This is a genomic window from Pseudomonas sp. MS19 (assembly GCF_013277615.1).
Lineage (GTDB): Bacteria > Pseudomonadota > Gammaproteobacteria > Pseudomonadales > Pseudomonadaceae > Aquipseudomonas > Aquipseudomonas marincola.
On the sequence record NZ_VBTO01000008.1, the window covers coordinates 288,497 to 306,673 of the forward strand.

Sequence of the window (18,177 nt, forward strand, 5' to 3'; positions counted from 1 at the left end):
GTACGGTGGTCAGGCCACCGTACAACAATGTCGATGAATGTGTGTACTCAGGAACGCACCCGGGTGATGCGAATAACGCCCAGCAAGGCGCGCAGCTTCTTGATCACGCGGGCCAGATGCACGCGGTCATGTACGCTGACCACCAACTGCACGACACTCATGCGCCCGTCGCGCTCATCCATGCTGATCTTCTCGATGTTGCCGTCGGCATCGTTGACACTGCCGGCGAGCAAAGCGATCAGGCCGCGCTGGTGTTCCAGCTCGACGCGCAACTCGACGTTGAATTCGCCGGTGACATCTTTCGCCCAGGACAGTTGGATGCACTTTTCCGGATTGTTGCGCACCTCGCCAATGTTGCGGCAGCTTTCGAGGTGCACGACCATGCCTTTACCCGCAGACAGGTAGCCGACAATCGGGTCGCCAGGAATGGGTGTGCAGCATTTGGCGTAACTCAGAACCAGGCCTTCGGTGCCGCGAATCGCCAGCGGGCCTTCGCTGCTTGGGCGCTCTTCGCCTTCGCTGGCGAGCATACGGCGGCCGACAACATAGGCCATGCGGTTACCCAGGCCGATATCTTCCAGCACGTCTTCGATGACCTGCTGACGGTATTCGCTGAGTACCAGTTGAATTCGTTCTTGGCTGATCTTCTCGAGGCTGGTGTCGAAGCTGGCCAGCACCTTGTTGAGCAGGCGTTCACCGAGGTTGATCGACTCTGAGCGACGCTGTTGCTTGAGCGCGTGGCGGATATGCGTACGCGCCTTGCCGGTGACTACAAAGTTCAGCCACGCCGGGTTCGGGCGTGCCGCCGGTGCGCTGACGATCTCAACCGTCGAGCCGCTTTCCAGTGCTTGTGACAGCGGTGCAAGGCGACGATTGATCCGGCAGGCAATACAAGTGTTGCCGACATCGGTGTGCACCGCGTAAGCAAAGTCGACCGCCGTTGAGCCTTTTGGCAGCTCCATGATGCGGCCTTTCGGGGTGAAGACGTAGACCTCGTCCGGGAACAGGTCGATCTTCACGCTCTCGATAAATTCCAGTGAGTTGCCCGCGCGTTGCTGCATCTCCAGAACGCCCTTGACCCACTGCCGTGCGCGGGCGTGAGTGCCTTTGGGCTGATCTTCTTCGTTGGATTTGTACAGCCAGTGCGCAGCGATGCCGTTGTTGGCCATCTCTTCCATCTCACGCGTGCGGATCTGGATTTCGATGGGCACGCCATGCATGCCGAACAGCGTGGTGTGCAACGACTGGTAGCCATTGGCCTTGGGAATTGCGATGTAGTCTTTGAAGCGTCCCGGCAGCGGCTTGTACAGATTGTGCACGGCGCCGAGGATGCGATAGCAGGTGTCGACCTTGTCGACGATGATGCGGAAGGCGTAGACGTCCATAATTTCATTGAACGCCCGGCGCTTGCCGCGCATCTTCTGGTAGATACCGTACAGGTGCTTCTCGCGCCCGCTGACCTCGCCTTGAAGATTTTCGCGTTCAAGGCAATGCACAAGAGACTCTTCAATTTTATTGACGATTTCTTTGCGGTTGCCACGGGCACGGCGCACGGCTGCGCGGATCAGGCCGGCGCGCATCGGGTGCATGGCCTTGAAGCCGAGGTCTTCGAACTCTACGCGCATGCTGTGCATGCCCAAACGGTTGGCGATCGGTGCGTAGATTTCCAGCGTTTCTTTGGCGATGCGACGGCGCTTCTCGCCAGACAGCACTTCCAGCGTGCGCATGTTGTGCAGACGGTCGGCCAGTTTGACCAGAATCACCCGAATGTCACGGGCCATGGCCATCGCCATCTTCTGGAAGTTTTCGGCTTGCGCTTCGGCTTTGGTTTCGAAGTTCATCTGGGTCAGCTTGCTGACGCCATCAACCAACTCCGCCACGGACTCACCGAACTGCGCGGTGAGTGCCTCTTTGGCGATGCCGGTGTCTTCGATTACGTCATGCAGCATGGCCGCCATCAGGCTTTGATGGTCCATGTGCATGTCAGCAAGAATGCTAGCCACCGCGAGCGGGTGGGTTACATATGCCTCACCACTGCGGCGGCGTTGGCCGTCGTGGGCTTGCTCGGCATAGAAATAGGCTCGGCGGACCAGATTGACCTGGTCATCGCCGAGGTAGGTCGAAAGTCGAGTGGCGAGGGCGTCTATGCTCGGCATAGGTGTTCTCCATGCTGAGCTGAGCGACCATGCGCCTTACGACGTCGACCGGGCATAGGCTTACAGAGGCTCGTTAGCCTCGTCCTCAAATGAGCCAAACAATGGCTCTTCTTCAACGATTTCAGCTTGGGCGATGACGTCGTAGTTCATCAGGCCGGCAGCGATTTCGCGCAGGGCGATAACGGTAGGCTTGTCGTTTTCAACCGGAACCATTGGCTCTTTGCCGCCGGTAGCGAGCTGACGCGAACGCTTGGTCGCAAGCATGACCAGCTCAAAGCGGTTATCAACGTTGTCCAGGCAATCTTCAACGGTAACGCGGGCCATGGTGTTCCTCGTAGCAAATGCAATTAAAGCTGGGCCCGAATGGGCGAGCGGACTGGATAGTCTAAAAAATCACCAGCGTTATGGGAAGCTTTTGTTTTGTCGTGCTGCCGTACGGCTTAAGCCAGAAGCTCGCTCAACAGCCCGGCGTGACGCTGTTGCTGTGCGGTTTGTTGCAGCTGGTTGGCACGGAATACGGCTTTAAGATCGCTCAATGCGTGAGCAAAGTCATCATTGATGATCACATAATCGTACTCGACGTAGTGGCTCATCTCGCTGACGGCCTCGCGCATGCGGCGCTCAATGATCTCGCCGCTGTCCTGGCCACGGTTGGTCAGACGATGGCGCAAGGCTTCCTGAGTCGGCGGCAGGATGAAGATCGAACGTGATTCCGGCATCAGGCGACGAACCTGTTGCGCGCCTTGCCAGTCGATTTCCAGAATCAGGTCATAGCCCTCGGCCAGCGTGGTTTCGACCCAGGTTTGCGAGGTGCCGTAGAGGTTGTCGAAAACCTGCGCGTGTTCCAGAAACTCGTTCTTGTCGAGCATGGCGTGGAACTGCTCGCGGTTGATGAAGTGGTAGTTCTCACCATCGACTTCGCCCGGGCGCATGGCGCGTGTGGTGTGCGAGACAGACACACGAATCATCGCCTCGCTGTCGATCAGCGCCTTGACCAAGCTGGTCTTGCCCGCGCCAGAAGGTGCAGAGATGATGTACAGGGTCCCGGTTGTAAGCGTCATGTGTGTGTCCTGAAAAGCAATAAGCCAAGCGTAGTCGCAACGATTGAGCATTATAAGGCGGTTTGGCGACAAACACGGCTGAAACTTCGCGGGATATCCATCTGCATTGGGTAAATCGTGGGCATTTGAGCCGCCGCGAGCAGGCTTATTTCTGCGGGCGGCGGCTTGAAAGTGGATGGCCGATTACAGCGAAATGATGCCGTAAGCGCCAATTTTTGGCAGGCCGCCGTAGGTGCCAACGGGCGTCAATGTGAAGCCGTCAGCGCCAACCTTGAACACGGTCACTTCGCCTTTGTTGCCGATCAGCTGGTTGATGTACTTGCCGTCGGCGCTGAGCGTCAGGTCGCTGTAGAAGTCCATTTCAGCCTCGTTCTTGTAGGCCGTTGCGGTTTTCAGAGCGATGCTGCCATCTGGGTTGATGGTGTAGGCGCTGATGGAGCTGGACAGTGCATTGGCCGCCCACAGCGTTTTGCCGTCTCGCGAGGTCTCGACCCAGCAATTGGCGATCTCGCCACCTTCGACCGCATCGCCGGTCAGGGCGTCTGCTGTTACCAGTTTGATCTGGCCTTTGCCGTCCAGGGTGTAAGACGAGGACGAGCTTGTTTGCCATGAGTATTTCGGCGACTGCGGGACCTTGCCGGCTTCTTCGCGCAGCATGCCTTTCTTGTCCAGAAAGCGTGCCTCAGAGGCAACAATGATGTCGCCCTTAGCGCCTTTTACAATGTCGAAGCCGACCGGGATTGGCAGGGCACGGCTCGAATCGCCGTTCGGCGCGCTGGCGACAGAAACCGGCTCCTTGGAAAGAGTGCCGTCTGCATTCACCGCGAACACTTTGAACTGGCCGGTCACCAACTCGTTGACCACGACAAACTTGCCGTCAGTCGAAAACACAATGGTGGTTGGGCGAGCGCCCAGATTGCGGGTCGAGTTGGCGATGGGCGTGAGCTTGCCAGCCGCGTCGATGGTGAAGCCGCTGATGTTGCCGCTGAATGGCGGAGCCTTGGCATCGCCGGAACTCGCCACATAAACCAGTTTGCCTTTGGAGGCGATACTGACCGGGTGGATATCGCTGGCTTTGACTGTATTCACCAGTTTCAGCTTGAAGTCGTCGGCGACATTGAACGAGCTGATGGTGCCGTCGCCGGAGTTGACGGTGAGCAGGTGCTTTTTGTCTTCGGTGTTATAGACACCATAAGCGGAAATCAGCGGATCAATGCCGTCAGCCAGTGGGTGAGTCGGGTCATAGCCGCCGTCGAAAATTTCGATATTGCCGGTGCCTTTGCCGCCGGATTTGAACTCGCCCAGTGTGGCCAGGCTGCCATCACTCATTTGCTTGAAGGCGACGATGGTATTGCCTTCGGCTTTATTACTTGAGGCATATACCGCGCCTACCTGCTCGGCCGCCATTGCACTTGCACAGGCGGTGGTCAATGCAATGGCGAGTAAAGTTTTTGCTGTATTCATGACAATTCCCTTTATCGGATTACGAACAAGAAGTCGTGGCGGGCAGTTTCAGCTGCTGCATAATCAACCTGCTAGCCACAGTAAATAAGTCTATGGCTGTGCTCTTCGGCTAATTAGCGGCTTATGCAGAATTTCAATAAAACGCTGTGTGAACAATATTAATATCGCGTTATACAAGGCGGATGTTCAGGCGAGGCAAAGCCTTGGCTAAGTTATTACCAATAGTTCTTATTTGCATTTAAATGATAAATCTTAAGTTATCGAGTCAATCCGCGCGCATATAAGCCCGCGCGGGTTGACTGGGCATCAGTGAGTCCAGCGTGGCTGGGCTGCCTGTGCTGTTACTTTGCCGTCAGGTCGGAAAGGGTGCCGCCGGTTGCATCTTTGCCTTTGCCTTTACCGGCACGCAGCACTGGGTAGTACTGGGTGAAGACAAAGTCGTCGGCTGCCGATGCGTCGTGGCAGGCATTGCAGGCGGCGGTCGGGAAGGCGGTTGCGGTGTCGGTCAGCGCCTTGTGGTCAGGCGTCGAGAAGCTGAAGTAGGCCCAGTTGCCAGGCTCTTTCGGGAACAGCTTCTTGCTCTTGATCGTGGCTTCCAGGCCGATGAAGTCGCCTTCAAAGTAGCCTTTGCCGCTAGGTGCGGCCTTGCTGCCGACATCGATCAGTTCTTTAACCATGATCGCGCCGTCACGGAAGGTGCCCTTTTCTTTCCATTGATCCCAGCTTTTGCGGTCAATGTAGACGTTGTGGAATTCAGGAAAAGCGGCCTTGCCGTTGTTCATGTCATTCGGGGTTAGCGGGGTGCCCACGAATACCCATTCGCGATAGCCCGTTGGGCGGTCCAGCTTGCCGTCTTTAAATGTATAAAGCTCGCCGCCAACTGCCGCGCCTGCAATAAATATTTGGCCGATTGTCCCGGCGAGGGCTAAGCCCAGCAATGATTTCTTGATTGATTTCATGGCTAACAAGTCCTTGTAAAGTTTTATACACATTGCGTCGTGCAATGCTTGCGGAACATTAGCTCATAATATTGAAGTTGTGTAAGCACGTGTGCGTAGTATCTGACCAAGAACCCATCGCTATATGTGCTGAAACCTGCTGGCGCATTAATAACAAGATAAATATGTAGGAATATGACTACAAAGATTTACCTTCCGTCAGATAGTTTGCTGATAAGTTTTAAATGAGCTGTTTTCAGCAAGTTACTAGTTGAAAAATAGGGATATAAATCAAGCCTGCATAACTTAAGTATGGGTTTTGTTAATTATATTTTTGGTGGACATGCACGACGCGACATCATGCGTTGCGCAGGATGAATGGAGGCGTGCCGAGATTGCGAGAGGTGTTGGGCGTGAGCGTTTTGCGAGGCGGGTCAGTCAGGGTATTCATCGCAGTGTGTGCGCAGACGGGTTTCGCGTGTGCTCGACCCGTCTGTTGATCGGTTATTCACTCGATATTTTGTACTTGCTCGCGCATCTGCTCAATCAGCACCTTGAGGTTTACGGCCGCTTGCGTGCTGCGCGTGTCGAAGGCTTTTGAACCAAGGGTGTTGGCTTCGCGGTTGAGTTCCTGCATGAGGAAATCAAGGCGGCGACCGGCTGCGCCTTCGGCATTGAGAACCCGGCGAACCTCAGTCACATGTGTGTTGAGCCGATCCAGCTCTTCGGCGACGTCGCTCTTTTGTGCCAGCAGCACCATCTCTTGCTCAAGACGTTGCGGGTCGAGTTCGGCTTGCATCTCGACGCAGCGGTCAAGCACCTTCTGGCGTTGTGCCTTGAGCATTTCCGGGACCAGTTCGCGCAATGTCACGACCTGCTCGCTGATGCCGTCGAGGCGTTCACTGAGCACTTTTGCCAGTTCGGCGCCTTCACGCTTGCGGCCTTCTTTCAGCTCGCGCAGGGCCTTGTTGAATGCGTCCAGCGCGGCTTTGTTCAAGGCTTGTGGATCGCTGGCATCGGCAACCAGCACGCCAGGCCAGGCCAGAACTTCCAGCGGGTTGAGCGGCGCAGGTTGTTTGATCAGGCCGGCGATGGTCTCGGCCGCTGCGATCAGCTGCGAGGCGCGCTCGCGGTCAACCTGCAACTCGCCCGCGCTATTGTCTTCGGTATAGCGCAGGGTGCATTCGACCTTGCCGCGTGAGAGGCCTTTGCGCAGCGCGTCGCGTACCGAGCCTTCCAGGTCGCGGAACGACTCCGGCAGGCGCAAATGCGGCTCAAGGTAGCGATGATTGACGGAGCGCAGCTCCCAGCTCAGCGTGCCGTTGGCCACAGTCTGCTCGTTACGGGCGAAGGCGGTCATACTGTGGATCATGGAGCTAACCTCGGAGTCTGTCTGATGCATTGAGCGCCGATTGTAGCGCAGTGTGTCGGGCGGCCCAATTGGTCATGTCGCCGTAAGGCTTGGACCTTTATAATGGGCGCCAGAATTCTATACAGAGTGGGTATACCTTGATGAAACGTCCAAGTGGCCGCAGCGCCGACGAGTTGCGCGCAATCCGCATCACCCGTAACTACACCAAGCATGCCGAGGGTTCGGTGCTGGTTGAGTTCGGTGATACCAAGGTGATCTGTACGGTCAGCGTCGAGTCGGGCGTACCGCGCTTCCTCAAGGGCCAGGGTCAGGGTTGGTTGACTGCTGAATACGGCATGCTGCCGCGTGCAACCGGTGACCGTAACCAGCGTGAAGCCAGCCGTGGCAAGCAGGGCGGTCGTACGTTGGAAATCCAGCGCCTGATCGGCCGTTCGCTGCGCGCTGCGCTCGACATGTCCAAGCTGGGTGAAAACACCCTGTACGTCGATTGCGATGTGATTCAGGCAGATGGCGGCACCCGTACTGCATCCATCACCGGTTCGATGGTGGCCTTGATCGACGCGCTGAAAATCATCAAGAAGCGTGGCGGCCTGAAAGGCGGCGATCCGCTCAAGCAGATGATCGCAGCTGTTTCCGTTGGCATGTATAAGGGCGAGGCGGTACTCGACCTGGATTATCTGGAAGACTCGGCAGCCGAGACTGACCTCAACGTGGTCATGACCAGCGCTGGCGGCTTCATCGAAGTGCAGGGCACCGCTGAAGGCGCACCTTTCCAGCCGGAAGAGCTGAATGCCATGCTGGCGTTGGCAAGCAAGGGCGTTAATGAGTTGTTCGAGATTCAAAAGGCCGCACTGGCCGATTGAGCCAATGAGTCAGGAGGGCAAGTAATGGATCAACAAGAGCCACAGGTACCCGTACCCGCTCCCAGCCAAGAAGCACGGCAATGGGCAATGTTCTGCCATTTTGCGGCTTTTCTGGGGTTTGTTTTTCCGTTCGGTAATCTGATCGGGCCGCTGATTCTCTGGCAAATCAAGAAGGATGTAGATCCTTTTGTGGACGCGCAGGGTAAAGAGGCGCTGAACTTTCAGATTAGCGTGAGCATTGCCTTCATGATCAGCGTGCTGCTGATGCTGGTTGTGGTCGGCTTCATGTTGGCGAGCCTGGTAACTATTGCCGGCATCGTGCTGGCGATCATTGCCGGGATCAAGGCTAACGAGGGCCAGGCCTATCGTTATCCGTTCAGTTGGCGGCTGATCAAGTAGACATAAAAAAACCGGCGCGAGCCGGTTTTTTTATGTCTGGCGGTTTATACGCTGAGAATCCAGTCGTAATCCACCGTCAGTGCAGCGTGCTGCGAGAAGCGTGGCTGACGCGGCAGGCGTGCGGTGCGCACACTGCGGCGCATGCCGGGTGTGAGCAACTGGTAATCGAAGCGATAACCGAGGTTGAGCATTTCTGCCTGCTCGTTATCCGGCCACCAGCTGAACTGGTCGCCTTCACGATTCACTTCACGCAGGGCGTCAACGTAGCCCATGTTGTTCAGCACTTCATCCATCCAGGCCCGCTCTGGCGCCATGAAACCGGGTGATTGCTGGCAGTCGCGCCAGTTCTTCACATCCAGCTTCTGGTGCGCGACGTACAGCGAACCGCAATAAATGTATTCGCGGCGCTTGCGGCGCTGCTTGTCCAGATAATGGGTGAAGTCGTCCATGAACTTGAATTTTTGATTCAAGCTCTCATCGCCGTCCTGCCCCGATGGCAGCAACAAAGTGGCGATACTTACTTTATCGAAATCTGCCTGCAGGTAGCGCCCGTAGCGATCGGCCATTTCAAAGCCGAGGCCGCTGATTACCGCCTTGGGCTGCAAACGCGAATACAGAGCCACGCCACCTTGGCTTGGTACTTCTGCATCGCAGGCATAGAGGAAATAGCCATCCAGTTGGAAGGCTTGGTCGTCCAGCTCAAAGGCGGAGGCACGGGTGTCCTGCAGGCAGATCACGTCGGCATTCTGTGCTTGCAGCCAACTGAGCAAACCGCGCTCGACTGCAGCATGAATACCATTCACGTTTACACTGATGATCCGCATAAATGGCCCCCAAAAACACGTGCGTGTATGATACCCGAGGTCGTGTCTATTAGCTAAATTCCTAGTCAAATCTCTGTTTTTTGGGGCTTTCCATGCAAGCATACCAACGCGAGTTTATTCGTTTTGCCATTCAACGCGGTGTTTTGCGCTTTGGTGAGTTCACTCTCAAGTCGGGGCGCACCAGTCCATACTTCTTCAATGCGGGCCTGTTTGACAGTGGTTCGGCGTTGGCGCAACTGGGGCGATTCTATGCCGCAGCAGTCGCAGATAGCGGTATTTCTTTCGATGTATTGTTCGGACCAGCCTACAAGGGTATTCCGCTCGCGGCTACCACTGCTGTCGCATTGGCTGATCATCATGAGCACGATGTGCCCTGGTGTTTCAACCGCAAGGAAGCCAAGGACCATGGCGAAGGCGGCACGTTGGTTGGAGCGCCGCTGGCCGGCAAAGTTCTGATTATCGATGATGTTATTACCGCGGGAACGGCGATTCGCGAGGTCATGCAGATTATTCAGGCGCAGGGTGCGACGGCTGCTGGCGTTTTAATTGCATTGAATCGTCAAGAGCGTGGTAAAGGCGAGTTGTCAGCCATTCAGGAAGTCGAGAGGGATTTCGGTATTCCGGTTGTCAGCATCGTTTCGCTGGAGCAAGTGCTTGAGTATTTGGCAGAAGATGCTGAGCTTAAACAGCATCTTCCAGCGGTTCAGGCTTATCGCGCTACCTATGGAGTCTGACGTTAATAGATAAGGAAAATACAATGCCCAAGTCGGCCCTAAACCCCTGCTTGTTGCTGATAACACTGCTGCCCACACTGGCCTTTGCCGGTGAGTCTTATCGTTATATCGATAGCAAGGGTGGCGTGGCGATTAGCCGTCAGGGTGTTCCGCCTGACTCGATTGCGCGCGGCTATGAAGTGCTCAACGATCAGGGGCGGGTAATTCGTGTGGTGCCGGCGGCATTGAGCCGCGAAGAAATGCAGCAAAAACTGGATGCGCGCGACAAGGCGGCTGCTGACGCCCAATTGTTGCGCATGTACAGCTCAGTCGAGGACATCGATCGTGCCCGGAAACGGGGCCTGCAAGAGTTGGATGGGGTTATCGGTGTGGCGCGGGGCAATCTGCAGTCAGTGCGCTTGCAGCAATCTCAGCTGCAACAGAAGGCCGCTGAATATGATCGCGCCGCAACTCCGGTTCCGGAGGATGTGGTTAGCCGCATCAATAACCTCAAGGGCGAGGAGCGTCGGCTGCAGGACGATATCAAGCGGTATCAGGACATCCGCTTGAAAACCGAGGCCAGCTTCAACAATGAGCGTGCGCGGTTTGTTGAGCTAACACGCACGCAATAACCATCAATGCATGGCTTCGCGCTTTTGCGCTTGGCCATGCATTGGCTGGTTTTTAGCGGTTACAGATCTGTGTGCCGACGCCGCTGTCGGTGAAAATTTCCAGCAATACGGCGTTAGGTACGCGGCCATCAATGATGTGCGCGCTGGTCACGCCGCCTTGCACCGCTTCAAGCGCGCAGCGGATTTTCGGCAACATGCCGCCGTAAATGGTCCCGTCTGCGATCAGCCGGTCGACCTGCTCGGTGTTCAAACCTGTCAGAACCTGACCTTCTTTGTCCATCAGACCGGCAATGTTGGTCAGCAGCATGAGCTTTTCAGCTTGCAGTGCTTCTGCAACTTTACCTGCAACCAGATCGGCGTTGATGTTGTAGGACTCGCCATCGGGGCCTACACCAATCGGCGCAATAACCGGGATGAAGTCGCCCTTGACCAGCATGTTCAGCAGTTCGGTGTTGATCCCGGTGACTTCGCCAACATGGCCGATATCAATGATCTCGGGCTGGGTCATTTCAGGTGTCTGACGACTGACTTTGAGCTTCTTGGCGCGGATCAATTCGGCATCTTTACCGGTCAGGCCGATGGCGCTGCCGCCATGACGGTTGATCAGGTTGACGATGTCCTTGTTGACCTGACCACCGAGCACCATCTCCACCACATCCATGGTTTGTGCGTCGGTAACGCGCATACCATCAACAAAGTGGCTTTCAATCGACAGACGCTTGAGCAGGTCGCCAATTTGCGGCCCGCCGCCGTGCACGACGACCGGGTTGATGCCCACGGCCTTCATCAGCACGATGTCACGGGCAAAGTTGGTCTTCAGCTCGTCACTTTCCATGGCGTTGCCGCCGTATTTGACTACCAGCGTCTTGCCGACAAAACGGCGAATATACGGCAGTGCTTCAGAAAGAACCCGGGCTACCTGAATGGCGGCATCACGTTCGAGGGGCATGCTGGACTCCACTACTGAATCGGTCATTAGAACGGTACATCAATGTCGGGTGCGAGGCTGTTCAGCTGGGTGCGGAACACCGTCTTGATGCGCTCCAGCTCTTCCTCGGTCTCGGCTTCAAAGCGCAATACCAGCACTGGAGTGGTGTTGGATGCGCGAACCAGGCCCCAGCCTTTCGGGTAATCGACGCGAACACCATCGAGTGTGGTGATTTTGGCTTCGCCCCAGCTGCCGTCGTCTTGCAGGCTCTGGATCAGCTGGAACTTGTTGGCGTCGGTAACTTCGATGTTGATTTCCGGCGTCGAAATATCGCTCGGGAAGGCGTTGAAGATGCTTTCGGCGTCTTTGTCTTCCTGGCTGAGAATTTCCAGCAGGCGTGCGGCGCTGTAAATGCCGTCATCAAAACCGAACCAGCGTTCCTTGAAGAAAATATGGCCGCTCATTTCACCGGCCAGCAGGGCGCCGGTTTCTTTCATCTTCTTCTTGATCAGCGAGTGGCCGGTCTTCCACATCACCGGACGGCCACCGTAGCCGCTGATCAGCGGGATCAGGCGACGCGTGCATTTAACGTCGAAGATGATGTCGGCGCCGGGGTTGCGCGAAACCACATCCTTGGCGAACAGCATCAGCAGGCGATCCGGGTACACGATCGTGCCTTTATTGGTCACAACACCTACGCGGTCGCCATCGCCATCAAAGGCCAGGCCGAGGTCGGCGTTGTGCTCTTTTACTGCAGCGATCAGGTCGACCAGATTCTCAGGCTTGCCCGGATCCGGGTGATGGTTCGGGAAGTTGCCATCGACGTCGCAGAACAGCGGGATCACTTCGCAGCCCAGCGCTTCAATCAGCTGTGGTGCGATGACGCCAGCTGCGCCATTACCGCAATCGACTACTACGCGCAGGTTCTTGGCCAGCGCGATGTCGTCACGAATCTCGGCAAAGTAGCGCTCGAGTACATCGACCTGCTCGACACTGCCGTTGCCGCTGGCCAGATCGTTGTTGTCGATGCGGGTTTTCAGGGCCTGAATCTGCTCGTTAGCCAGCGTGTCGCCGGCGACAACGATTTTGAAACCGTTGTAATCCGGCGGGTTGTGGCTGCCGGTGAGCATGACTGCAGACTTGCCGCTGAGGATGTTGGCCGCGTAATAAACCACCGGCGTTGGCACCATGCCGACATCGCTGACATTGCAGCCACAATCGACCAGGCCTTGAATCAACTGCTCAACCAACTCTGGCCCCGAGAGGCGGCCATCGCGACCTACAGCAACATTGGGCTCGCCTTTAGCGAGGCTTTCGGAACCCACTGCGCGGCCAACCCAGTAAGCGGTTTCGGGCGTTAAGGTACGGCCCACGACGCCGCGAATGTCATACGCGCGGAAAATGTCTGCGGGAAGCTTGGGTGCAGTTATTTCAGTAGTCATTACAGGTGCTTGCTCCAATTCCAGAGGGTCCTGGTCATTGTCGAGAATGTCGATATCGAGGATATCGGTGTCTTGAAACAGGGGTGGCGCAGGCTCGGCCGGCTTGGCTGCCGGTTTGGCCGGCGGCTCGTTGCTGCGGCGCGGCATGCTCGCCAATAATTGGGCGAGATGGCCGAGTTCTGGCAAGTTGAGGCTAAATGATTTGACGCTCTTACCCACTGAGAGTTCGCCAATCAGCTGGCGAAGCTGGTCGACATCTTCGCTGAGTTGTTGCTTGAGGCCGCGTGATGCCAGTTTGAAGCCAAGCAATAATCCGCCCAGCGCAATCAGTGCGGCGAGCCCCAACAGCGGCCATGAAGGCCATGTAGGTTGCAGTTCAGGGCCAGCGCTGAAGCTTAATTGCCAGTTCTGATTGCCGCTGCTCAGGGTTTCGCTTGCCTGGCCGCCATTACCGCGCTGGCTCAGGGTTTGCGCCGGGGCGCTGGCGAATTTTTGGGTGAGTACGATTTGGCCAATGCCGGCCGGCAATTCGGGTACGCCCGCCATGACGCGCTTAAGGTCGAATGCCAGCAGCAGGGTGCCGAGCACGGGTGAGTTGCTGTCTTTACGCACGGCTGCGGCGCTATACACCACCCACTGGTCGCCGATCTTGTAGGCCTCGACGGCTGCGTCCTTGCCTTTCTCGACACGGTTGATCATGTCCAGTGCGGCGTAGTTGAGCGGCGCCCGACGGTCTGCCTGCAGCGCGCCTTTGCCGCGCGCAGTCAGGTGCGCATCGACAATGCCTTGCCAATAGCTGAGCGTTGCCTCAGTGCTCTGGATTTGGCCGGGGTCCTGGCTTTGCAGGGCCGCAACCAGCGCCGGGCTCTGCGCGGCGGTCTGGGTGTCGGCTGCCAACTGCTTGAGCGACTGTTGCAACGCTCCGGCCTGGCTGCTGCTCCAGGCCTGGCTTAGCTGTTGGCGCTGCTGCTGGCCATTGTCGTACAGGCTGTAGGCAACGACTGCTGTCGCCAAGAGCCAACCGCCGATGGCGATAACCAAACCGGGGTTGCTTTGCCTTGAGGTGGCTTCGGCGCCTTTGGCAGGTGAGCTTGGGGCCAAGGGGTCTTGTTGTTGTTTTTTTCCGCTTTTAAATAGCTTCACTCAGTCATTCCCGACAATAGTCCGTTGATGTCTCAAGTGCCCTTAGTGACTGCCAGAGTGCCCGAAACCGCCGGCGCCACGCTGGCTCAGGTCAAATTCCTCGACCAGATCAAAATGCGCCTGGACCACTGGAACCAGAATCAGTTGGGCGATGCGCTCACCAATGGCGACGGTGAATGCGCTCTGGCCGCGGTTCCAGCACGAAACCATCAGCTCGCCCTGATAATCCGAGTCGATCAAGCCGACCAGATTGCCCAGTACGATGCCGTGTTTATGGCCAAGGCCCGAACGCGGCAGAATCATTGCGGCCAAACCCGGGTCGCCGATATAGATCGACAAGCCGGTTGGGATCAGCACGGTTTGCCCCGGCTCGATAACCAGCTCTTCCTTGAGCATAGCGCGCAGGTCCAATCCCGCCGAGCCTGGAGTGGCATAAGCCGGCAGCGGGAATTCAGCGCCGAGGCGCGGGTCGAGAATCTTGGCTTGTAGTGCGTGCATATCAGGCTCTGTAATGTGTTGGCTGTGGCGGATCGCGTTCGGTCTAGCCGCGGTTGTTCAGGCGATCGGCGATGAATTCGACCAGTTGCCGGGCAATCTTGCCCTTGCTGGTTTGGGCGAAACTATTTTTATGCAGCTCGCGGTCAATAATGGTGATGGCATTCTCTTCGCTGTTGAAACCAATAGTAGGATTGGCAACGTCATTGGCGACGATCAGGTCAAGGTTCTTGTCCTTGAGTTTGCGCGAAGCATATTCCAGCAAGTTTTCAGTTTCTGCAGCGAAGCCAACGCTAAACGGGCGATCTTCGCGTGCCGCCAGTGTCGCCAGAATGTCGGGGTTGCGGACCATCTGCAGAAGCAGGCCATCACCGCTGGTGGGGTCTTTCTTCAGTTTGTGCTGCGCGACAACTTCGGGGCGGTAATCGGCAACTGCCGCTGCGGCGATCAACACGTCGCACGGCATCGCAGCCTCGCAGGCAGCCAGCATGTCGCGCGCGCTGACCACATCAATGCGATTGACCCGATCCGGCGTCGGCAGGTGCACCGGGCCGCTGATCAGGGTGACTTTGGCACCGGCTTCGGCGGCCGCCTCGGCCAGGGCAAACCCCATTTTGCCGGAGCTGTGGTTGGTGATGTAGCGCACCGGGTCGATGTTTTCCTGGGTCGGGCCTGCGGTAATCAGCACATGCACGCCAGTGAGCATCGCGTTCTCGAAGCAGTCAGCGGCCAGTTGCGCCAGATCATCAGCCTCCAGCATGCGGCCAAGGCCGACATCGCCACAGGCCTGGCTGCCAGACGCCGGGCCAAACATGCGAATCCCGCGGGCACGCAGCTGCTCGACATTGCTCTGGGTCGCGGGATCGCGCCACATGGCCTGATTCATGGCCGGCGCCAGTGCGACCGGCGCGTCGGTGGCCAGTACCAAGGTGGTCAGCAGGTCGTTGGCCACGCCTTGGGTCAGGCGCGCCATAAGGTCGGCTGTGGCGGGTGCGATCAGTACCAGATCGGCCCAGCGCGCCAGTTCGATGTGGCCCATTGCCGCTTCTGCAGCGGGGTCCAACAGGTCCATGTGCACCGGGTTGCCGGACAGCGCTTGCAGCGTCAGCGGAGTAATGAACTCGCGGCCGCCGTGGGTCATGACCACGCGTACCTCAGCCCCTTGGTCCTTGAGTCGGCGGACCAGCTCAGCGCTCTTGTAAGCGGCAATGCCGCCGCCTACACCGAGAATGATGCGTTTGCGATAAAGCCGCTGCATAGGCTTGCCTTATATAAGGTGGATGTGCGCCACGGTGTACGCCCCTCCCCAGGTCGGCCACCGCGTAAAAAGATGGGCTACGATATCACAGCGGCCGCATTGCGGCAGCGGCTGCGCAGCAGGAGGTTGCGAGGCGCCTACAGGGTTGTGGGCGTGAGACTCAACAAGGAGGTGTGCATGAGCATTCGCGATTGGCCGGAGGCAGAGCGCCCGCGTGAGAAACTGTTGGCGCAGGGCGCAGCAACCCTGACCGACGCCGAGCTGCTGGCGATATTTCTGCGCACCGGCGTTGCCGGCAAGAGTGCGGTGGATTTGGCGCGGCATTTACTCTGCGAGTTCGGCGGCCTGCGCAGCTTGCTTGAAGCCGACCAGCCAGTATTTTGCCTGCATCTGGGCTTGGGGCCGGCGAAGTTTGCGCAATTGCAGGCAGTGCTTGAAATGGGCCGTCGGCATTTGGCTGAGCAATTGCGCCGCGACTCGGTGCTGGAAAGTCCTCAAGCGGTGCGTAATTACCTCAAGGCGCTGTTGCGCCATGAGCCGCACGAAGTGTTTGGTTGTCTGTTTCTCGATGCAAAGCACCGGGTGCTGGCGTTTGAGGCGCTGTTCCAAGGCTCGATAGACAGTGCCAGCGTCTACCCTCGCCAAGTGGTTAAGCGGGCATTGGCGCACAACGCGGCGGCGCTGATCCTCACCCATAACCATCCATCAGGTGTCGCCGAGCCGAGCCAGGCCGACCGCGTGCTGACGCAACGTCTCAAGGCGGCGCTGGAATTAATCGAGGTGAGGGTGCTTGATCACTTCATCGTCGGCGATGGCGAACCGCTGTCGATGGCCGAGTTCGGCTGGTTGTAAGGTGTCGGGGGCTGGCGTGTGGCCTACCCCCGGTTGCGCTTACTTCGCAAGAGTGACCTTGGCGAAGTCCTGCCGGCCGAACGGGCTGACCTCGTAGCCGCTGACATTGCTGCGAGTCAGGGCGAACGCGGTAGGATGTGCCAGCGGTAACCACAGCGCCTGCTGCTGGATAATCTGTTGTGCCTGCTGGTAGATATCGCTGCGCTGCGCCTGGGTGGTCGCGGTTTTGCCATCACTGATCAGCTTGTCCAGCTTGGCGTCGCAATAACGCGCAAAGTTGAGCCCGGATTTAACCGAGGCGCAGGAGAATTGCGGGGTCAGGAAGTTATCCGGATCACCGTTATCACCGGCCCAGCCCATGAACAGCAAACCATGCTCGCCAGCCTTGGCCCGGCGAATCAGCTCGCCCCATTCGATCACCTTGATCTCGGCCTGAATGCCGATCTTGGCCAGATCCGCCTGCAACAATTGCGCGCCCAGCTTGGGGTTGGGGTTGAGCAGGCTGCCGGATGGGCGCGTCCAGATCGTGGTTTTCAGCGGTGTTTGCAGGCCCGCGTCAGCCAGCAGTTTGCGCGCCGCTTGCGGGTCATATTTATAGCCCGGCAAGTCTTTTGCGTAGCTCCAGGTGTTTGGCGGGTACGGACCATTGGCCGCCTCGGCGCTGTCTTCAAATACCGCCTTGAGGTAGCTGGCCTTGTCGAATGCCAGGTTGATGGCTTGGCGTACCTCGGGCTTGTCCAGCGGCGGGTGTTCGGTGTTGATGCCAACGAAGGCGGTCATGAATGCCGCTGTCTTGACCACGCTGATCGAGCTGTCATCGGCCACCGCCTGTACGTCCAGTGGTTTCGGCGACAGGGTAATCTGGCATTCATTGCGTCGCAGTTTCTGCAAGCGTACGTTGGCGTCCGGGGTAATGGCGTAGATCAACTTATCCACAGCGGGTTTGCCGGCGAAGTAAGCAGGGTTGGCGTCGTAGCGCACTACGGCGTCCTTCTGGAAACGCTTGAATATGAACGGCCCGGTGCCGATAGGCTGTTTGTTTAGCGCGTCCGGCGTGCCGGCCTTAAGCAGTTGGTCTGCATATTCGGCCGAGTAAATCGACGCGAAACCCATGCTCAGCGTGGCGAGAAAGGTCGCATCCGGATGCGTCAGGTTGAAGCGCACAGTGTGTGCATCGGGCGCTTCGATGCTTTTTACCAGCTGTGGTAATTGCATGGACTGCGCATGCGGGTAGCCGCTCTGGGCCACTTTATGCCACGGGTGATCGTCGTCGAGCATACGCTGGAAGCTGAACAGCACGTCGTCGGCGTTGAGCTTGCGCGTCGGTTTGAAATAGTCGGTGGTGTGAAAGCTCACATCGCTGCGCAGCTTGAAGGTATAGCTGAGGCCGTCGTCAGATACTTGCCAGCTCTCGGCCAGGCTAGGCGTCAGCTTGGCGCTGGTGGCGTTGTAATCGACCAGTCGATTCATCAGTACGTCGGCCGAGGCGTTGGTGGTGGTCAGCGAGTTGTACTGCACCACGTCGAAGCCATCCGGGCTGGCTTCCGTGCATACACTCAGGGTCGCTGCATTCACCAGTAGCGGGCTCATGAGTAGAGGTGCGATAATTAGGGGTAGGGCGTTAAGGCGCATAACCA

The 18,177-nt window shown here is 57.5% G+C and carries 17 protein-coding genes; 5 read left to right on the plus strand and 12 right to left on the minus strand.

Features of this window, described 5'->3' with window-relative positions:
- Positions 1 to 47 precede the first annotated feature (47 nt).
- The 6 genes from spoT to FEZ62_RS08540 all read right to left on the minus strand — a co-directional run bounded on the left by spoT (position 48) and on the right by FEZ62_RS08540 (position 6,991).
- A complete protein-coding gene (spoT, locus tag FEZ62_RS08515; protein WP_069899892.1) occupies positions 48 to 2,156 on the minus strand; it encodes a bifunctional GTP diphosphokinase/guanosine-3',5'-bis pyrophosphate 3'-pyrophosphohydrolase in 2,109 nt (702 codons plus the stop codon).
- Positions 2,157 to 2,216: 60 nt separating this feature from the next.
- Complete coding sequence (gene rpoZ, locus FEZ62_RS08520; protein WP_069899891.1) at positions 2,217 to 2,480, minus strand: DNA-directed RNA polymerase subunit omega; 264 nt, start codon at positions 2,478 to 2,480, stop codon at positions 2,217 to 2,219.
- A 116-nt stretch (positions 2,481 to 2,596) separates the two neighbouring features.
- Positions 2,597 to 3,217, minus strand: a complete 621-nt coding sequence (gene gmk, locus FEZ62_RS08525) for a guanylate kinase (RefSeq protein WP_069899890.1) — start codon at positions 3,215 to 3,217, stop codon at positions 2,597 to 2,599.
- 183 nt (positions 3,218 to 3,400) lie between these two features.
- A complete protein-coding gene (locus tag FEZ62_RS08530) occupies positions 3,401 to 4,681 on the minus strand; it encodes a beta-propeller fold lactonase family protein (protein ID WP_172927398.1) in 1,281 nt (426 codons plus the stop codon).
- Positions 4,682 to 5,022: 341 nt separating this feature from the next.
- The gene (locus FEZ62_RS08535) at positions 5,023 to 5,640 is read right to left on the minus strand and encodes a cytochrome P460 family protein (protein ID WP_090509943.1); all 618 of its coding nucleotides are present in this window, start codon (positions 5,638 to 5,640) and stop codon (positions 5,023 to 5,025) included.
- 487 nt (positions 5,641 to 6,127) lie between these two features.
- A complete protein-coding gene (locus FEZ62_RS08540; RefSeq protein ID WP_069898530.1) occupies positions 6,128 to 6,991 on the minus strand; it encodes a YicC/YloC family endoribonuclease in 864 nt (287 codons plus the stop codon).
- A 140-nt stretch (positions 6,992 to 7,131) separates the two neighbouring features.
- Here FEZ62_RS08540 and rph point away from each other — a divergent pair, with 140 nt between their 5' ends.
- The gene (rph, locus tag FEZ62_RS08545; RefSeq protein ID WP_172927399.1) at positions 7,132 to 7,854 is read left to right on the plus strand and encodes a ribonuclease PH; all 723 of its coding nucleotides are present in this window, start codon (positions 7,132 to 7,134) and stop codon (positions 7,852 to 7,854) included.
- Positions 7,855 to 7,878: 24 nt separating this feature from the next.
- Positions 7,879 to 8,253: a DUF4870 domain-containing protein gene (locus FEZ62_RS08550; protein WP_069898528.1), complete on the plus strand. Its 375-nt coding sequence runs from the start codon at positions 7,879 to 7,881 to the stop codon at positions 8,251 to 8,253.
- A gap of 44 nt (positions 8,254 to 8,297) precedes the next feature.
- Here FEZ62_RS08550 and FEZ62_RS08555 read toward each other — a convergent pair whose 3' ends face one another.
- Positions 8,298 to 9,077: an exodeoxyribonuclease III gene (locus FEZ62_RS08555; RefSeq protein ID WP_069898527.1), complete on the minus strand. Its 780-nt coding sequence runs from the start codon at positions 9,075 to 9,077 to the stop codon at positions 8,298 to 8,300.
- Between the two features lie 92 nt (positions 9,078 to 9,169).
- On the opposite strand from FEZ62_RS08555, the gene pyrE reads away from it, so the two are divergent.
- Both pyrE and FEZ62_RS08565 read left to right on the plus strand, forming a co-directional pair.
- A complete protein-coding gene (pyrE, locus tag FEZ62_RS08560; RefSeq protein ID WP_069898526.1) occupies positions 9,170 to 9,811 on the plus strand; it encodes an orotate phosphoribosyltransferase in 642 nt (213 codons plus the stop codon).
- Positions 9,812 to 9,834: 23 nt separating this feature from the next.
- A complete protein-coding gene (locus tag FEZ62_RS08565) occupies positions 9,835 to 10,422 on the plus strand; it encodes a DUF4124 domain-containing protein (RefSeq protein ID WP_172927400.1) in 588 nt (195 codons plus the stop codon).
- A gap of 52 nt (positions 10,423 to 10,474) precedes the next feature.
- Here the strand turns inward: FEZ62_RS08565 and argB are convergent, their stop codons facing one another.
- The 4 genes from argB to coaBC all read right to left on the minus strand — a co-directional run bounded on the left by argB (position 10,475) and on the right by coaBC (position 15,688).
- Positions 10,475 to 11,371, minus strand: coding sequence for an acetylglutamate kinase (gene argB, locus FEZ62_RS08570; RefSeq protein ID WP_069898574.1), 897 nt, complete (start codon positions 11,369 to 11,371; stop codon positions 10,475 to 10,477).
- A gap of 26 nt (positions 11,372 to 11,397) precedes the next feature.
- On the minus strand, positions 11,398 to 12,792 hold the full coding sequence (gene algC, locus FEZ62_RS20630; protein ID WP_201970339.1) for a phosphomannomutase/phosphoglucomutase: 1,395 nt from the start codon (positions 12,790 to 12,792) through the stop codon (positions 11,398 to 11,400).
- A 1,185-nt stretch (positions 12,793 to 13,977) separates the two neighbouring features.
- On the minus strand, positions 13,978 to 14,433 hold the full coding sequence (gene dut, locus FEZ62_RS08580) for a dUTP diphosphatase (RefSeq protein ID WP_069898523.1): 456 nt from the start codon (positions 14,431 to 14,433) through the stop codon (positions 13,978 to 13,980).
- Between the two features lie 43 nt (positions 14,434 to 14,476).
- Positions 14,477 to 15,688: a bifunctional phosphopantothenoylcysteine decarboxylase/phosphopantothenate--cysteine ligase CoaBC gene (gene coaBC, locus FEZ62_RS08585; RefSeq protein ID WP_069898522.1), complete on the minus strand. Its 1,212-nt coding sequence runs from the start codon at positions 15,686 to 15,688 to the stop codon at positions 14,477 to 14,479.
- A 177-nt stretch (positions 15,689 to 15,865) separates the two neighbouring features.
- Between coaBC and radC the strand changes: the two genes are divergently transcribed.
- Complete coding sequence (radC, locus tag FEZ62_RS08590) at positions 15,866 to 16,540, plus strand: DNA repair protein RadC (protein WP_172927401.1); 675 nt, start codon at positions 15,866 to 15,868, stop codon at positions 16,538 to 16,540.
- A 39-nt stretch (positions 16,541 to 16,579) separates the two neighbouring features.
- Here radC and FEZ62_RS08595 read toward each other — a convergent pair whose 3' ends face one another.
- Entirely contained in the window at positions 16,580 to 18,172 is a 1,593-nt protein-coding gene (locus FEZ62_RS08595; RefSeq protein ID WP_172927402.1) for an ABC transporter substrate-binding protein, read from the minus strand.
- Between the last annotated feature and the right edge of the window lie 5 nt (positions 18,173 to 18,177).

What these genes read in the sequence shown, in the direction of transcription:
- spoT (WP_069899892.1), bottom strand. Translation starts at nt 2,156, where the DNA reads ATGCCGAGCATAGACGCCCTCGCCACTCGACTTTCGACCTACCTCGGC.
- rpoZ (WP_069899891.1), bottom strand. Translation starts at nt 2,480, where the DNA reads ATGGCCCGCGTTACCGTTGAAGATTGCCTGGACAACGTTGATAACCGC.
- gmk (WP_069899890.1), bottom strand. Translation starts at nt 3,217, where the DNA reads ATGACGCTTACAACCGGGACCCTGTACATCATCTCTGCACCTTCTGGC.
- FEZ62_RS08530 (WP_172927398.1), bottom strand. Translation starts at nt 4,681, where the DNA reads ATGAATACAGCAAAAACTTTACTCGCCATTGCATTGACCACCGCCTGT.
- FEZ62_RS08535 (WP_090509943.1), bottom strand. Translation starts at nt 5,640, where the DNA reads ATGAAATCAATCAAGAAATCATTGCTGGGCTTAGCCCTCGCCGGGACA.
- FEZ62_RS08540 (WP_069898530.1), bottom strand. Translation starts at nt 6,991, where the DNA reads ATGATCCACAGTATGACCGCCTTCGCCCGTAACGAGCAGACTGTGGCC.
- rph (WP_172927399.1), top strand. Translation starts at nt 7,132, where the DNA reads ATGAAACGTCCAAGTGGCCGCAGCGCCGACGAGTTGCGCGCAATCCGC.
- FEZ62_RS08550 (WP_069898528.1), top strand. Translation starts at nt 7,879, where the DNA reads ATGGATCAACAAGAGCCACAGGTACCCGTACCCGCTCCCAGCCAAGAA.
- FEZ62_RS08555 (WP_069898527.1), bottom strand. Translation starts at nt 9,077, where the DNA reads ATGCGGATCATCAGTGTAAACGTGAATGGTATTCATGCTGCAGTCGAG.
- pyrE (WP_069898526.1), top strand. Translation starts at nt 9,170, where the DNA reads ATGCAAGCATACCAACGCGAGTTTATTCGTTTTGCCATTCAACGCGGT.
- FEZ62_RS08565 (WP_172927400.1), top strand. Translation starts at nt 9,835, where the DNA reads ATGCCCAAGTCGGCCCTAAACCCCTGCTTGTTGCTGATAACACTGCTG.
- argB (WP_069898574.1), bottom strand. Translation starts at nt 11,371, where the DNA reads ATGCCCCTCGAACGTGATGCCGCCATTCAGGTAGCCCGGGTTCTTTCT.
- algC (WP_201970339.1), bottom strand. Translation starts at nt 12,792, where the DNA reads ATGACTACTGAAATAACTGCACCCAAGCTTCCCGCAGACATTTTCCGC.
- dut (WP_069898523.1), bottom strand. Translation starts at nt 14,433, where the DNA reads ATGCACGCACTACAAGCCAAGATTCTCGACCCGCGCCTCGGCGCTGAA.
- coaBC (WP_069898522.1), bottom strand. Translation starts at nt 15,688, where the DNA reads ATGCAGCGGCTTTATCGCAAACGCATCATTCTCGGTGTAGGCGGCGGC.
- radC (WP_172927401.1), top strand. Translation starts at nt 15,866, where the DNA reads ATGAGCATTCGCGATTGGCCGGAGGCAGAGCGCCCGCGTGAGAAACTG.
- FEZ62_RS08595 (WP_172927402.1), bottom strand. Translation starts at nt 18,172, where the DNA reads ATGCGCCTTAACGCCCTACCCCTAATTATCGCACCTCTACTCATGAGC.